Source organism: Achromobacter colocynthidis, from assembly GCF_057334535.1.
The window spans coordinates 57,358-72,202 of record NZ_JBHFIZ010000021.1; the positions used below are offsets into that span (position 1 = coordinate 57,358).

A 14,845-nucleotide genomic window follows, 5' to 3' on the forward strand; every position below is an offset into this window, starting at 1 on the left:
AAGTCTGTGCGCCGGATCGGCAAGACTGGCGTTGCGGCATGCCGAGGTGGATGGAACTGTTCATTCGGTGATGGGCGCGCTGCCCGCGCGTCCTACGCTCCTGGTTTTGGGAGAGGGACATCACCGGTCGTTCTTTTTGCCTGGCGTTCGTGGGTGGCGCGGCGTGGGTGCAGTGCTTTGCGGTACTGCCGGGGGCGTTTGTTCTGTTGCTGGTGACAGTGGCTGGCGGCATCGCGGCGGCAGTTTGCATGCGATGCCAAGGCGACTTTGCTCGCATCGCGTCCGCCCTGGTGCTGGGCCTTTGCGCCGGTACGCTTAACGCCTGCCTTCAAGCACACCATCGCCTTGACGATTCATTGGCGGACATACATCAAGACCAAGTCTCGCGCCTGATCCTACGCGTGGCCGAGCTACCAGACGGCGACGAACGACACCATCGCTTCATCGCCGAACTGGCCGAGCCCGCGCGCCCGGGCATTCCGTCTCGCATCCAGGTCACCTGGCAAGCGCCACCCGGCGCCACTGCACCCATGCCCGCCTTGCTGCCCGGCCAGATCTGGCGGATGGCGCTTGTCTTGCGGCGTCCGCATGGCGTGCTGAACCCGGCCGGCCCCGATGCGGAAGCGCGCATGTTCGCGCGTGGTTTGCGGGCGGTGGGCACGGTGCGCGGCCGGCCGCAGTTGCTTGATGATCGGCCTTGGGCGTCGGCGGGCGTGGCCATCGAACGAGCGCGGCACCATGTGCGTGTGGGGATGCGCAAGGCCTTGGGGGGGCATCGCTATGCACCGGTGCTGATTGCCTTGGCGATTGGCGATCAGGCCGGGGTGGCGCGCGATGATTGGCGCATCTTCAACCGCAGCGGCATTACGCATCTGGTATCGATAAGCGGCATGCACGTGACGTCCATCGCGGGTATTGCAGGCGTGCTGGTGGCGGCGGCTTGGCGGCGCGCCCGATGGCGGGGCGTGGGCTTGGCGGAGTTCACGCCGTCGCGCGTGGCAGGCGGCGCGGCGGCGGCCGCGGTGGCCTTGCTGTACTGCCTGTTGGCGGGCTGGGGCGTGCCGGCGCGGCGCACGTTCTTCATGTTGTCGGTGGTGTTGGCGGCGGCGATGTCGCGGCTGCCGTTGACGGCGGGCAGGGTGTTGGCGTGCGCGGGGGCGGGCGTGGTGGCGTTGGATCCGTGGGCGCCGTTGTCGGCTGGGTTTTGGCTGTCGTTTGGGGCGGTGGCGATATTGCTGCGCATTGCCGACCTGCCGTTTGACGCCGAGGCCGGGTGGCGCCAGCGTTGGGCAAGCCGGCTGGCGCAGGCGACGCGCTTGCAGTTGCTGGTGACCTTGGGGTTGACGCCCTTGCTGGCGTTTCTGGTGTACCAGGTGTCGGTGGGCTCGCCACTGGCCAACGCGGTGGCGATTCCGTCGGTGACCTTCATCGTGACGCCCTTGGCCTTGTTGTGCGCGGCGCTGTCTGTGGTGCCGGGCGCGCAGGCGGCGGCAGGCTGGGCGGCGCAGGTGGGGCTGGCCGCTTTTGATGCCACGATGGTGCCGGTGGTGTGGGTGGGCAATGCGGACTGGGCGAGCTTTGCGGTCGCGGCTGCGCCCTGGCCGTGGTTGTTGTTGGCCGTGGCGGGTATGGTCTGGGCCTTGCAGGCTCGTGGATGGCCGGCGCGGCAATTGGGGTGGGTGTGCATGCTGCCTTTGCTGTGCTGGCGGCCGGACAAGCCCGAGCCAGGCCATTGGCGCATGAGCGCGCTGGACGTGGGGCAGGGCAGTGCAATTCTGGTCGAGACCGCTAGCCAGACCCTGTTGTTTGATGCGGGACCGCGTCATTACGGCGGTAGCGATGCAGGCGAGCGGGTACTGGCGCCGTTCATGCAAGCGCGTGGCATTACCGCGCTGGACGTGCTGGTGCTGTCGCACGCCGACCAGGACCACGTGGGCGGTGCGCGCGCGGTGCTGGCGGCGGTGCCGGTGCGGCTGAGTTATGCGTCGTTTGATGTGGCGGCTTTCGTGCGGCGCGATGCCAGCGTGTGGCCGGTGGCGGGGGCGGGGAGGGGGAAGGTGACGAGGTCGGTGACCGGGAATGCGACGGGGCCATTGCCGGGCCAAGCTGCACCTGATGCGCCGTCCGCGCTGCCCGATCGCATGTTGCGTTGCCGACGCGATGACTCGTGGGAGGTAGACGGCGTGCGGTTCACATTTCTGCATCCCGCCAAGGGCGGCAGCGGCGCGCCGGCTGACAAGAACGCCGACAGTTGCGTACTGCGCGTGCAAGGCGCCAGCCATTCGTTGCTGCTGACGGGCGATATCGGCGTGGCGCAGGAACGCGAACTGGTGGCGCGCGGGGTGGGGCAGGCAGACGTGGTGCTGGCACCGCATCATGGTTCCGCGTCGTCATCCGGGCGGGAATGGGTGCGCGCGGTGCAGGCTACGCACGCGATCGCCCAGGCTGGGCATTTGAATCGCTTCCGTCATCCCGCCCCGACCGTTGAGCGACGCTGGCTACGCGCGGGCGCGGTGTTCTGGCGTAGCGACCGGGATGGCGCGGTGATGGCGGAATCCAGCGGGCGCGGGCTGCGGGTATGGTCGCAGCGAGGTGAGGGCGCACGGTATTGGCATGGCCGATGACGGATGGATAGGGTGCTATCCGCAAGCGCTAAGACAAGGTTCAACGAGGACCGCAGGGCAAGCAGCTCGGCAAGGTTTCCATGCTAGCCGTCTCCGACCAGCAGCCCCCGCCAGTCTTTATCCCGCGCCAGCCACCAACCGATCGAACAAATCATCGCCGCCCATCTGCCCGCCCTTAAGCATCAACTCCACACCATCAACCACCGGGTTGTCGCTGCGAGCAACGCTGACAGTCACGCCGGGCGCTAACACGCATCGAAACGCCAAGCCCCACAGGCCCAGCGCCAGCGTGGCTTGGCTTGAGGTGTCGCCGCCCGCGATGCCGACCCGTGCAAGCCGGGTGCCGGCATGCGCGCTGGCGGTGATGATGGCGGCGGCAAGTTGCGCGGTGGCGCGAGCGGTGGAGGCGGCCTGATCGCTGGTCACCGCTTGTTCGGGGCGGTCGGTGTGGACCAGCACGTTGTTGCCTTGCGCCAAGGCTGCGGCCGCCAACTGGACTTGCTCTGCCACGTAGGCGGGGGATTCCAGCAGCGCTTGCACTTGCAGGGGCTGATGTGTGTAGCGCGTGCTTGCGGCAATCTGCCGCGCCGTAACGGGTGACAGGCTGCCGGCCATGACCAGCACGGGGCCGGTGGCGGCGGGCAGGGGGGGCAGGCGATTGCTTACCGAAGCAGCGACATCAGGCCCAGCAACTTTGCCGTCACGCCCAGCATCCTTGCCATCACGCTCAGCAAGCTTGGCATCACCCCCAGCGTCCTTGCCGTCACGCCCCGCCGCCTTACCCCCGCGCTCTAACGCCGCCGCGCGCGCCAGCGCCTGTTGCACGCTGCTTGGACCAACCGCCAACAACGGAGCACTCGCCGCCGCGCGCCAGATCAATCTGCCGATCACGGCCAGTTGCTCGTCGTCGGTCAGGTCGAACAGCACGGGGCCGTCATCGTTGCTGATCAACCGGTCGATCCAGCCATCCACTTCAGCGGCATCGTCGGCACTCCGCAGACGCGGATACGCAATATGCGGCACCGACCGAATCCCATCCACCCCCTGCGCCGCCAGATGCCGGCGCAAGTCAGCCTCATGCATCGGCGTGACCGGGTGCTGGCTCATCACCGGATGCCGATCAATGCGATAGACCTCCGGCGCGGCCCCGGCGCGGGCGAACAATTGCGCAAAGCTGCAATAGCGTCCGATGCTGGGTTGCCCGCCCACAATCGGCACCAGCCGGTTGGGCATGTAGCGGCGCAGTTCGCGGATGGCGACGCCGATGCTGCCGACGTGTGGTGCGCTATCGAAGGTGGAGCAGCATTTGTAGTGCAGCACGCGCGCGCCGGTGGCGGCCATGAAGCGGCCGACGGCGCGCAGTTCCGTTTCCATATCGGCGGGGGACATGGCGCGCGCGGCGCCCGCGATGCCGATGGCGTCCAGCGGGCCGGCGCGGCGCAGTTGTTCGGGCGTGGGCACGCCCAGGAACAGCAAGCCGCGCAAGCCGGCGCGTGCGACTTCGGCCAAGGTGTCGGTGGCGCCGGTGAAATCGTCGCCGTACCAGCAGACGCGGGGCGTGCCTAGGCAGCCGACATCCGCAGTCATGCTCGCCCGCCAAAGAACTCCAATGCCCGCTTCAACTCCGGCGCATTGCGCGCAAAGTCCTCCAGCGCCTCGCCATCCCGCACGGCCTGCCACGCTTGCCGAATGCTCTGCACGCCTGCGGCCGGCCCATCCGGATGCGCCAAAATCCCGCCGCCCGACATGAACATCAAATCGTCAGTACGCACCGCCGCCCACGTGGCGGGCACGGTGCCGGCCCATTGGCCGGACGAGAACGCGGGCATGACCGGGTCGTCGATGCCGGGCGTGAGCGACGCCAGGCAGTCGCGCGCGGATTCCACGACTTCGCTGTCTTCCTGCGCAAACTTGCCTTGCAGTCCATGCACGTGCATATGGTCCACGCCGGCCAGCCGCCACAGGGTTTGATACGCCTGAAAACCAATCCCCAGCAAAGGCGCGCGCGACAAAGCGCCGAAGCCGTTGCGGTGCCCGTGCAAGGCCAATGGCGTGCTGCGGCGCAGGGTCTGGATGGCTGAAAAACCGCACCAGTTCAGGCTGGCCATGACGCAGGTGCCGCCTTCGCGTTCGATCAGGTCGGCGTGGCGGCGCATGGCGTCGGTTTCGTCGCTGATGTTGAAGGCCACCATCACCTGGCGGCCGGTACGTTCGCGGTGGGCGCGCACCACCGCCATGACGGCGGCGACGCGTTGCGCCAGGGGCGCGTGCGCCGGGTTGGCGCAGACTTCGTCGTCCTTGATGAAGTCCACGCCCGCCGCGCACAGTTGGGCGACCAGATGCGCGGTCTGCTCGGGCGACAGGCCCACGTTGGGCTTGATGATGGTGCCCACCAGCGGGCCCGTTGCCACGCCCGTCAGTTGCCGCGTACCGGCGATGCCCACTTGCGGCATGTCGAACTGCGCGCGGTAGTTGGCGGGCAGCTCCATGCTTTCCAGGCGCAGGCCGGTGACTTCGCCCAGGTCGTACAGGTTGCCGCCGACGGTAGCCGCCAGCGTGGGCAGGTTGGCGCCCACGTTGGCCACGGGAAAGGCGATGCGCACGCGGGCGCGCTGGTACTTGCCCGGCATGCCGCCCGGTTGGCGCGCCAGCCAGGCGTTGGGCAGGCTGGGCGTGTCGGTGGTGTCCAGCAGGTCGATGGCTTCGATGCGGGCGCGCGCGCGGGCGCGCAGTTCATCGGTTTCGCCTTGCACGCGGGTGAAGGTGCCGCAGGACTGCTCGCCCGCCATCACTTCGGCGACCCGCGCGGGGTCCATCGGGGTTTCGATCAGATAGGTCGCGCTAAAGGACTGGGAATTCATAAGCTTGGGAATTCAAAGGGGGCGGCGGGCGGCAAGGTTGGGTCAGCAAGGGGCAGCAGGCGTCAGCAGGGATAAGCAAGCGACAGAGGCATCAACTGGCACCCGCAGGCATCACCAGGCGTCAGCAAGCCTCAACCGACGTCAGCAGGCTTCAAAGACGGGACAAGTCCGGAAATGGGCGGACCGGATCCTTGCCGTCCCAGCCGTTGGCGCTTTCTCGGATCAGGTCGAACAGGCGGCCCTTGGGGCCGGCCACTTCCGACAGTTCGATGACGGTGCCCGGGTGATATTCAGTATCGAAATAAATGAAGCGGCCTTTTTCGCCGACTTCGCCGCTCATCTTGGGCTTGAAGCCCTGGGCCAGCAGGCGTTCCAGGTCGGCGTCGTAGCTCTCGGTCCAGTAGGCCACGTGCTGCAGGCCGGTGCGGCCGGCTTGCAGGAAGTCGCGGTACATGGACGGCACGTCGTTGCGCGTCTGGATCAGTTCAACTTGCACGAAGCCGGAGTTGGCCAGCGCAACCGAGTTGTGCGGCTGGTGGCTTTCACCGTCGTACTGGTAGTTGACGATTGGCACGCGCGGGTTGTAGTACCAGGGGCCCACGCCCAGCGTGGTGCTCCAGTAGTCCATGGCGGCTTCGATGTCGTGCACCACATAACCGAGTTGGCGGATTTCGCCCAGAAAACGACTCATGATGGATCTTTATAAAGAGGGAGACGGAAGGGGAGGCGGGCCCGGCGCGGATTCACGCGCGGGCCGCGTCAGGTCACAGGAAGCCGATGGAGAACCAGGGGAAGGCGGCCACGACGATCAGCCCGATCAGCAGCGCCGCGACGTAGCCCCAGATGGGGCCGATGCCCTCGTTGGGATCGACGCGGCTGATGGCGCAGGCGCCGTAGTAGCCCACGCCGAAGGGCGGTGCGAACAGGCCGATGCCCATGGCGAAGATCACGACCATGGCGTAATGCACTTCATGCACGCCGGCCTGCACCGCGATCGGGAACAGCAGCGGGCCGAACAGCACGATGGCGGGTATGCCTTCCAGCACACTGCCCAGGATGATGAAGGCCACGATGGACACCGCCAGGAAACCGTAGCTGCCACCGGGCATGTCGGCCATCAACTGCGCCAGGTCGCCCGAGAAGCCGGACTGCGTCAGCGCCCATGCCATGGCCGTGGCGCAGCCCACGATCAGCATGATGGCGCCGGACAGCGATGCGGTCTCGATCAGCATGGGGCGCAGGCGCGCCCAGTCAAAGCGGCGATAGATCAGGATGCCGATCACCGCCGAATACACGATGCCGATGGTGGAGACCTCGGTAGCGGTCGCCACGCCTTCGACCACCGCGGCGCGGATCACAAAGGGCAGGGCCACGGCGGGCAGCGCAATCACGAAGAAGCGGCCGATCTCTTTGAGGCTGAAGCGTTGCACCAGGCTCAGGTCTTCCTTGCGATAGCGCCACCACACCACCGAGCACAGGGCCAGGCCCAGCACCACGGCGGGCAGCAGGCCGCCCGTGAACAGCGCGGCGATCGACACGCCCGTGACCGAACCGATGGTGATCAGGACGATGGACGGCGGAATGGTTTCCGTCTGCGCGCCGGTGGCCGACAGCAGCGCCACCAGATCGCCGGGCTTGGCGCCGCGCTTGCGCATTTCCGGGAACAGCACGGGCGCAATGGCGGCCATGTCGGCGATCTTCGAACCCGAGATGCCCGACACCAGATACATGGCGCCGATCAGCACGTACGACAAGCCGCCGCGCACGTGGCCCAAGAGGCTGGCCAGGAACTGGATCATGGCGCGCGCCATGCCGGTCATCTCAATCAGGGAACCCAGGAAGATGAACAGCGGCACGGCCAGCAGCATCAGGTGCGACATGCCTTCGTCCAAGCGGCCCACCATCACTTCCATGGGTGTGTTGGTGGTCAGCGCCAGATACGAGAAGGTGGCCAGCGCGAAGGAAAACGCAATCGGCACGCCCGAAAATACGGTGGCCGCCACGATGCCCACGAAGAAGATCACCAGGTTCAGCTTGCCCAGGCCCTGGAACAGGGGTTGGGCCAACCAGAACAGGGCGACCACCGCCGCCACGCCCACCAAGGCCACCAACACCTGGCGTACCGGCGTGGTGCGCAACAGGCGCAGCAAGGCCACCACCGCCATCAGCGCCATGCCCACGGGAATGGCGGCGGCGCGCCACGCATTGCTGAGTTCCAGCGCGGGCGTGGTGATGAAGTGTTCTTCGTGCGCGTATTCGATGGCGGGCGCCAGGATCAGCACCAGAAACGCCAGCGACGCGGCCAGCGCAGCCGTTTCCAACTGCGCGCGCCGCGCGGGGCTGACGTTGTTGACCAGGGCCGTCATCCGCATGTGCTCGCCACGCCGCAAGGCGACTACGGCGCCCAGCATCGACAGCCACAGGAACAGGATGGAGGCCAGTTCGTCGGACCAGACCAGCGGGCTATGGAAGACGTAACGCGCGACCACCCCCGCGAACAGCACGCAGATCTCGACCAGTACGATCGCGGCCGCAACGTGTTCGACCACGCCGCCCAGCACGCTGTCCAGCGCGTTGGCGGCGCGCCGCAAGGGGTTGGCCGGCAGCGTCGGGGCGGCGGCGTGGGGAGCGGACAGGGAAGACATGACGCGACCTCAGGCCAGCTTGCCGACGCTTTGTTCCAGCAGCGACCAGGCTTCGTTGCCGAAGCGGCCCTGCCATTCCTTGTAGAAGCCCGCCGTGCGCAACGCCTGGCGGAAGGTGTCCGGCGCCGGCTGGTTGAATTGCAGGCCCTTGGATTCCAGGTCCGACTGCACCGACGCGTTCAGCTTCTTGATGTCTTCGCGTTGGGCCAGGCCGGCTTCGTTGATGCCGCGCGCCACGATGGTCTTCAGGTCTTGCGGCAGGCCTTCCCACATGCGGCCGTTGGCGATGAACCAGTAGCCGTCCCAGATGTGGTTGGTCAGCGAACAATACTTCTGCACTTCGTACAGCTTGGCCACCTGGATGATGGGCAGCGGGTTTTCCTGCGCGTCCACCACCTTGGTCTGCAACGACGAATACACCTCGCTGAACTGCAAGCTGGCGGGCGCGGCGCCCAGGCCCTTGAACATGGAGATGGGCAGCGAGCTGACCGGCACGCGAATCTTCAGGCCGTCCATGTCGGCAGCGGTCGTCACGGGTGCCTTGCTGCTGGTGGTCTGGCGAAAGCCGTTGTCCCACATTTTTTCAAAGGCGTAGAGCTTGCGCTGCGCGATCGCGGCGCGCACGTGTGCGCCCAGTGCACCGTCCATGGCGCCCCAGACCTGGCTGTAGTCCTTGAACGCGAAGCCCACGGCGTTGATGGCGGCCACCGGCACCAGCGTGGCGATAACCAGCGCCGACGGCGTGAAGAAGTCGATACCGCCCGAGCGCACTTGCGCCAGCATGTCGGTGTCGCCGCCCAGTTGGTTGTTCGGGAAAATCTTGATGTCGACGCGGCCGTTGCTTTCCTTAAGGATGCGTTCGGCGGCTTCTTGCGCGCGGATGTTCAGCGGATGCGTCACCGGCAGGTTGTTGCCGTACTTGAGCGTGTAGTCGGCCGCGCGGGCAATCAGCGGGAATCCGCCGGCCAGGGCAACGGCGGGCACCGCGCAAAGGCGACGCAAGGCACTACGGCGTGTGAGCAGCTTCATGGTTGTCTCCAAAATTGGTCTTATGATGTTTTTTGATGTGCCACAACAGCGCCAAACCCATGCGGCAGACTGGACAATAGTGAATTGCCGCTATCATCGTCAAACTTCTTTCATGATGGTTTTTGATGTGAATAGACCCTCGCCCGACCGTAAGCTTGCCCGCTTGGCCGATGTGGCGGCGCGCGCCGGCGTGTCAACCGCCACGGCCGACCGCGTGTTGAACCGCCGCCCCGGCGTGCGCGCCAACACCGCGCAGAAGGTCTTCAAGGCCGCCATTGAACTGGACTATCTACCCGAACAGGAACTGGCCGCCGCCGTGCCCGCCGAGCCGATGCGGCTGGTGTTCCTGCTGCCGCGCGGCAGCAACCGCTACCTGCGCATGTTGGGCGATACCGTCAGCTACGCGCACGAACACTTCGCGCCGCTGAACGCCAAGTGCCAGATTGAATACGTGGAAAGCTTCAACCCCGACGCGCTGGCCCAGGCCTTGGCCAAGCACGGCAAGCGTGCCGACGGCATTGCGTTCATGGCGCTGGAACACCCCGTGGTGCGCGAAGCGGTCAACACGCTGGCGCAGCAGGGCGTGCCCACGGTGACCTTGATTTCAGACTTGGCCAACAGCGCGCGCACGGCCTATGTGGGGCTGGACAACCGCGCCGCCGGCCGCACGGCGGGTTACCTGATCGCACGCTTCATCGGCCCGCGCGCCGCCCATGTGGCCTTGATTGCCGGCTCGCGCCATTACCGCGCGCACGAGGAACGCGAAAGCGGCTTCTTGCAGTTGTATGCCGAGCAGTTCCAGGCGATGCAGGTGGTGGATTTGCGCGAAGGCTATGACGACGCGCAGCGCAACTACGAGCAGACGCGCCAACTGCTTGAGCAATATCCCAACCTGGCGGGCATCTACAACATCGGCGGCGCGTCCGACGGCGTGGCGCGGGCCTTGAAAGAGGCCGGCTTGCAGCACCGCGTGGTGTTCATCGGCCACGGGTTGACGCCGGACACGCGCTCGCTGCTGATCGACGGCACCATGGACGCCGTCATCACGCAAAGCCCGATGGAAGCGCTGATGAGCTGCGTGCGCATTTTCAGCAACCTGCGCGACAAGCGCAGCGCGATGAATGGGGTGGAACTGGCGCGTAGCCAGGTGATCTTCCGGGAGAATTTGCCTTGATGCGGGCGCTGTCGCCTATCGTGCCGGCGCGCTTGATCCCAGTCGCCAAAACCTGCGCTTGCAATTTAACTGCCTAGGCAGATAAAATCGGCCAATCGCGATCCACAAGGCTTGTTGCCCGATGCCATCGCCATCCTCGCGCCACCCCGTAACGAGACACCATGGCTTCTGCTACCGCTTCCGTGCTGGACAGGTTCTACACCGGTGAGCTCGGTTTCATGGTTACGTCCGTGCGCAACGGCATTCACGATGCGCTGGCGCGCGAACTGGCGCCGTTCGAGCTGACCATGCCGCAGTACGTGGTGCTGAATTGCCTGGCCCGGGGCTGGGGCCGCACGCCCAGCGACTTCTGCCGGGTGCTGGCCTATGACTCGGGCGCGATGACCCGGCTGCTGGACCGCATCGTGGCAAAGGGTTTTATCCGCCGCGTGGAAAACGAAGCCGACCGCCGTAGCCACCTGATCGAACTTACCGAACTGGGCCAAGCCGCCTTGCCGCAAGCCTTCGCGGCGACGGACGTGGTGATGCGGCGCCTATTGGCGGGGTTTTCGGAGGACGATGCGCAGACCTTGCACTTGCTGTTGTCGCGCTTGCTGGTCAACGCGCAAAACGAACCGAAAACCGACTGAGAACGAACTGAGCATAGGGGCCGTTTTTTCGCCCCCGCGTTTTTTTAAGCATTTACCTGCCTAGGCATATACAGCCTGGGCATAAATATGGACCACAGCCATGCAAGCTGCTGCTGCTGCTTCTCCCGCGCCATCTCCGCCGCCCGCCTTGCTGGCGACCATCGGCGCGCTTACCTTCATCGACTTCCTGCAAAACGGCATGGTCACCTTTGGCGCCACGCCCATCATGGGTGAGATCGGCGCCAGTCCCGAGGAATACACGGCCATCGCGGTCATCTACGCCTGCGTGGCGGTGGTGATGATTGCCTTGCAAGGCTGGCTGGTGCACCACCTGGGCCAGCGCCGCTATCTGCTGGCTTCCCTGGGCGCGGCGGCGGTGGGGGCGGTGGTGTGTGCGCTGTCGGTGGGCCAGGGCGGTTTCCTGGCGGGGCGGGTGCTGATGGCGATTGGCTGCGCGGCGATGCTGACCTCGTCGCGGCTGACGGTGAACTTGATTCCGCCTGGTCCCGCGCGCTTTCACGGTATCAAGGCCTTGGCCACTGGGCTGTGTACCGGCACGGCGCTGGGGCCCTTGCTGGCTTCGGCGGCGGTGGATCACGATGGCTGGCCGCTGATGTTCTGGCTGGTGGCGGGGCTGTCGGTGCTGGCCATGGTGCCTGTGGTGCTTTCCATGCCGGGCAGGCAAGGGCAGGCCACCGTTGCCGGGCAGGCGCGGCTGGCGCCCATCGCGGCATTGGGCGTGGGCAGTTTCCTGCTGCTGCATGCCTTGCAACGGTCCTATTACGACTTCTTCAGTGACCGCCATCAACTGGTGCTGTTCGCCGTGGCGGGGGGCGCCGCGCTGGCCTATTTCGTGCGATCCGAAACGCGCACCGGCGCGCCCTTGCTCAAGCTGGGCGGCATGAAAGAAGTGCGCTTTCTAAGCGGCCTGGCGCTCTTCATGTTCAGTTATTTGATGCTGGGCGCCAACGGCTATCTGGTGCCGCAAATGCTGCAACGCGCGCTGGGCTTGTCGTGGTCCAACACGGGCATGTTCTTCTCGATGGGCCTGGGGGCGGGGGGGCTGACCTTTGTGGTGATGGCGCAGTTGATTGCGCGCTGGCCGTCGCCGCGCAAGTTCTTCGTGGCGGGCTTTGTGGCGCTGACGGCGTTCGGCGTGCTGATGTCAGGGCTGACGCCCGGGGCCGACCCCTGGGCTGACGTCTTGCCCGCGCTGGCCTGCTATGGCGTGTTCATCATGATCATCATGCCGGCCACGGCCATGAATACTTTTTCGGGGCTGACCCATGACGCGGCGGTGTTCGCGCACGCGCAGCAGGTCAAGAACATGCTGGCGCAGGTGGGGCAGGCGCTGGGCATCATGGCAGCCACGGTCAGCCAGCAGTGGCTGACCACCAAGCACTACAACGTGTTGAAGGAGAGCATTGCCGAGGGAAATGCCAATTTTGAAGCGGCCAAGGCGCAGCTCAGCAATGTGTATGCGGCGGTGGCCGACCCCGCGCAGGCGCAGCGCATGGCGCTGGCGCGAATTGCGCAGATCCTGGATCAGCAATCGGTGCTGCTGGCCAACCTGGACCACTTCCGTGCGTTGGCGGTGCTGGCCTTGACGGGGGTGCTGGTCAGTTGGACGCAGCGGGTGTTTCGGTAGCGGTGGATTCGGTAGCGCTGGATTCCGTAGCGCTGGATTTCTTGGCGTGGATCCCCTCAGCCCGGAATTCCGTCGCCCCGGCTTTCAGTTGCCACCCAACTGCCCGATCACCTGTCTCGCCACGTCCGCCAGCGACAAGCCGCCGTCCATGGCGGCGCGTTGCAGGCGTTCATGCGCGGCCTGTTCGGTTAGGCCGTACTGGCTGATCAGCAGCCGCTTCGCGCGGTCGATGCGCTTTCTTTCTTCCAGCGCGCCGCGCACCGTGTTCAAGGCGTCGTCGGTGCGCTGCATGCGCAGCGTCTGTTCGCGCATCATTTCCAGCACCGAGCGTTCCAGCACGCTGCCCACGCCGTCCGCGGGCGGGGTGTCCACGATGCGGCTTTGCACGCTGAACACCATGCTGGGCGCGCGGCCGCTGGCATGGTCGGCATAACGCGCCAACAGCAGTTGGCGGTCGTCGAGTTCCTGGCGGGTTTCGGCGATGCGGCGTTCGCATTGCTGCGCCAGCGCCTGCGCCAACAGGCTTTCCACTTCGCGCATGGCGTCGATGCGCGCGGTGTATAGGTCGAACCACAGCTCGGCCAGGGCGCCGTCCACCCGCTGCTCGGCAGAGGTGCGTTGCGCCATGTCGCGCATGCGCTCCACCGGCTGGCCTTGTTGCTGCTGGATGCGTTCCCAACATTGCAGCGCGGCGTCTTGCGCGTATTGCACATAGATGTCGAAGCTGCGGGCCTGGTGGGCGGCCAGGCCCAGCATGCGCGCCTTTTGCGTTTCGGTGAAGAAGCCGGCCGTAAAACCGATGACGCCGGCCGCGCGTTCCTGGCCGCTGAGTTCCTTGCCCTGCATGAAGTTCAGGAGGGCGACCAGGATGCGGGTGACGCCGGGGTCCAGCGCGGAATCAGCGGCTTCGAACACCACGGCCAGCAGGCTGCTGATGATCTGCGTGAAGCGCGCGTCGGCGTCGTCGGCGGGCACGGCGTGGTCGCGCACCTGGCGGCGCAGGCCGGGCAATTCGTCCAGACGGAATAGGGCGAAAGCAATGCAGTTGAGCAGGCGCGCCTTGTCGCTGCCGTGCGGGGTCTTGGCGGCAATGCCATCAAGAAAACCGCGCACGTCGGTTTCAACGCGGGCCGCGTCTTGAACCAGCCCCGCCAGGGTTTCTTGCTGGCTGTCGGGCGCGTTGCACAGCGTCAGGTTCGAATACCCACGTTCCTTCTGCAAGGCATGCACCAGCGCGCTGATGTGCACGGTCAGCTCGCAGGTGACGGCCAGGCTTTCCAGGCCGTGGAGTTCACTACGCCGCGCGGCAAGCAGAAAGCGCAGGGGCGGCGGGATGTGGCGTTCGACCATAAGAAGGAATCAGGGAGGGGATCAAGCGCTGCGGCGCAGCAGCGGTTCGGCGGACGGCAGGGGAAAGCGGGGCTGGACGAAGGGGAGCGCGGGGGTGGCAAGGTCGGCGGCCTCGGCCGGGTAGGCCACACCAACCGCGCCGGCCACTTCCAGCACCTGGCACGCCGCCACCTGGCCGATGACCAGCACGGCGGGGCTGCGCAATTGGAACGCAGCGGCGTCCTCGGCCATGCTGGCAAGCGTTGAGCGGCATTCGCGCTGGTCCGCCAGCGAGGCGCGTTCGATCATCGCCACGGGCATGTCGGGGGCCATGCCGGCCGCCAGCAACTGGCTGCTCATGTCGTGCAATTTGGCTACCCCCATATAGACCACCAGCGTCGTGCCGCTCTTTGCCAGCCCCGTCCAATCCGGCGTGGCGCCGTCCTGAGAATGGGCGGTGATCAGTGTAACGCCCTGGGCCATGCCGCGTTGGGTCAGGGGGATGCCGCAAGCGGTGGCGGCGGCAAGCCCGGCGGTGATGCCGTTGATGATTTCACAGCCCACGCCGTGGTCGCTCAACCATTGGGCTTCTTCGCCGCCGCGTCCAAAAATGCAGGGGTCGCCGCCCTTCAAGCGCGCCACGCGCAGGCCCTGGCGGGCGTAGCGCAGCATCAAGCGCTGAATGAACTCTTGCGGGGTCGAGCGGCAGCCGCCGCGCTTGCCCACATACACCAGCCGCGCCTGCGGGCAGTAGTCCAGCACTTGGGGGTTGACCAGGTCGTCGACCAGCACGACGTCGGCCTGGCCCAGCACGCGCACGGCTTTCAGGGTGAGCAATTCGGGGTCGCCGGGGCCGGCGCCAATCAGCCAGACGGAGGGGGACAGGGCGGTGCTTCCGAACATGGT

At 66.2% G+C, this 14,845-nt stretch carries 11 protein-coding genes; 4 read left to right on the forward strand and 7 right to left on the reverse strand.

Annotated elements, in window-relative coordinates:
• Window positions 1-140: 140 nt before the first annotated feature.
• The gene (locus ACE04A_RS06450) at window positions 141-2,624 is read left to right on the forward strand and encodes a DNA internalization-related competence protein ComEC/Rec2 (RefSeq protein WP_485819976.1); all 2,484 of its coding nucleotides are present in this window, start codon (window positions 141-143) and stop codon (window positions 2,622-2,624) included.
• Between the two features lie 117 nt (window positions 2,625-2,741).
• On the opposite strand, the gene ACE04A_RS06455 is transcribed toward ACE04A_RS06450, so the two are convergent.
• The 5 genes from ACE04A_RS06455 to ACE04A_RS06475 form a co-directional block, all read right to left on the reverse strand.
• A complete protein-coding gene (locus ACE04A_RS06455; RefSeq protein ID WP_448716063.1) occupies window positions 2,742-4,211 on the reverse strand; it encodes a four-carbon acid sugar kinase family protein in 1,470 nt (489 codons plus the stop codon).
• Complete coding sequence (locus ACE04A_RS06460; RefSeq protein ID WP_279993970.1) at window positions 4,208-5,485, reverse strand: ribulose-bisphosphate carboxylase large subunit family protein; 1,278 nt, start codon at window positions 5,483-5,485, stop codon at window positions 4,208-4,210. Before ACE04A_RS06460 ends, ACE04A_RS06455 begins: the two co-directional genes overlap by 4 nt.
• Window positions 5,486-5,636: 151 nt before the next feature.
• Window positions 5,637-6,176, reverse strand: a complete 540-nt coding sequence (locus tag ACE04A_RS06465) for a VOC family protein (protein WP_268077430.1) — start codon at window positions 6,174-6,176, stop codon at window positions 5,637-5,639.
• A gap of 73 nt (window positions 6,177-6,249) precedes the next feature.
• Window positions 6,250-8,130, reverse strand: a complete 1,881-nt coding sequence (locus ACE04A_RS06470) for a TRAP transporter large permease (protein WP_259246421.1) — start codon at window positions 8,128-8,130, stop codon at window positions 6,250-6,252.
• Window positions 8,131-8,139: 9 nt separating this feature from the next.
• Window positions 8,140-9,159, reverse strand: coding sequence for a TRAP transporter substrate-binding protein (locus tag ACE04A_RS06475; RefSeq protein WP_259246422.1), 1,020 nt, complete (start codon window positions 9,157-9,159; stop codon window positions 8,140-8,142).
• Window positions 9,160-9,271: 112 nt separating this feature from the next.
• On the opposite strand from ACE04A_RS06475, the gene ACE04A_RS06480 reads away from it, so the two are divergent.
• From ACE04A_RS06480 to ACE04A_RS06490, 3 genes are all read left to right on the forward strand, one after another.
• On the forward strand, window positions 9,272-10,333 hold the full coding sequence (locus ACE04A_RS06480; protein WP_259246423.1) for a LacI family DNA-binding transcriptional regulator: 1,062 nt from the start codon (window positions 9,272-9,274) through the stop codon (window positions 10,331-10,333).
• Window positions 10,334-10,494: 161 nt separating this feature from the next.
• Window positions 10,495-10,962, forward strand: coding sequence for a MarR family winged helix-turn-helix transcriptional regulator (locus ACE04A_RS06485; RefSeq protein WP_438857901.1), 468 nt, complete (start codon window positions 10,495-10,497; stop codon window positions 10,960-10,962).
• Between the two features lie 100 nt (window positions 10,963-11,062).
• Window positions 11,063-12,610, forward strand: coding sequence for an MFS transporter (locus ACE04A_RS06490; RefSeq protein ID WP_485819966.1), 1,548 nt, complete (start codon window positions 11,063-11,065; stop codon window positions 12,608-12,610).
• A gap of 84 nt (window positions 12,611-12,694) precedes the next feature.
• Here the strand turns inward: ACE04A_RS06490 and ACE04A_RS06495 are convergent, their stop codons facing one another.
• Both ACE04A_RS06495 and cobA read right to left on the reverse strand, forming a co-directional pair.
• A complete protein-coding gene (locus ACE04A_RS06495; protein WP_438857903.1) occupies window positions 12,695-13,960 on the reverse strand; it encodes a nitrate- and nitrite sensing domain-containing protein in 1,266 nt (421 codons plus the stop codon).
• A gap of 21 nt (window positions 13,961-13,981) precedes the next feature.
• Window positions 13,982-14,842 (reverse strand): uroporphyrinogen-III C-methyltransferase, encoded by an 861-nt coding sequence (gene cobA / locus ACE04A_RS06500; protein ID WP_259246428.1) that lies wholly within the window; start codon window positions 14,840-14,842, stop codon window positions 13,982-13,984.
• Between the last annotated feature and the right edge of the window lie 3 nt (window positions 14,843-14,845).

What these genes read in the sequence shown, in the direction of transcription:
- ACE04A_RS06470 (WP_259246421.1), bottom strand. Translation starts at nt 8,130, where the DNA reads ATGTCTTCCCTGTCCGCTCCCCACGCCGCCGCCCCGACGCTGCCGGCC.
- ACE04A_RS06465 (WP_268077430.1), bottom strand. Translation starts at nt 6,176, where the DNA reads ATGAGTCGTTTTCTGGGCGAAATCCGCCAACTCGGTTATGTGGTGCAC.
- ACE04A_RS06455 (WP_448716063.1), bottom strand. Translation starts at nt 4,211, where the DNA reads ATGACTGCGGATGTCGGCTGCCTAGGCACGCCCCGCGTCTGCTGGTAC.
- ACE04A_RS06475 (WP_259246422.1), bottom strand. Translation starts at nt 9,159, where the DNA reads ATGAAGCTGCTCACACGCCGTAGTGCCTTGCGTCGCCTTTGCGCGGTG.
- ACE04A_RS06480 (WP_259246423.1), top strand. Translation starts at nt 9,272, where the DNA reads ATGATGGTTTTTGATGTGAATAGACCCTCGCCCGACCGTAAGCTTGCC.
- ACE04A_RS06485 (WP_438857901.1), top strand. Translation starts at nt 10,495, where the DNA reads ATGGCTTCTGCTACCGCTTCCGTGCTGGACAGGTTCTACACCGGTGAG.
- ACE04A_RS06490 (WP_485819966.1), top strand. Translation starts at nt 11,063, where the DNA reads ATGCAAGCTGCTGCTGCTGCTTCTCCCGCGCCATCTCCGCCGCCCGCC.
- ACE04A_RS06495 (WP_438857903.1), bottom strand. Translation starts at nt 13,960, where the DNA reads ATGGTCGAACGCCACATCCCGCCGCCCCTGCGCTTTCTGCTTGCCGCG.
- cobA (WP_259246428.1), bottom strand. Translation starts at nt 14,842, where the DNA reads ATGTTCGGAAGCACCGCCCTGTCCCCCTCCGTCTGGCTGATTGGCGCC.
- ACE04A_RS06460 (WP_279993970.1), bottom strand. Translation starts at nt 5,485, where the DNA reads ATGAATTCCCAGTCCTTTAGCGCGACCTATCTGATCGAAACCCCGATG.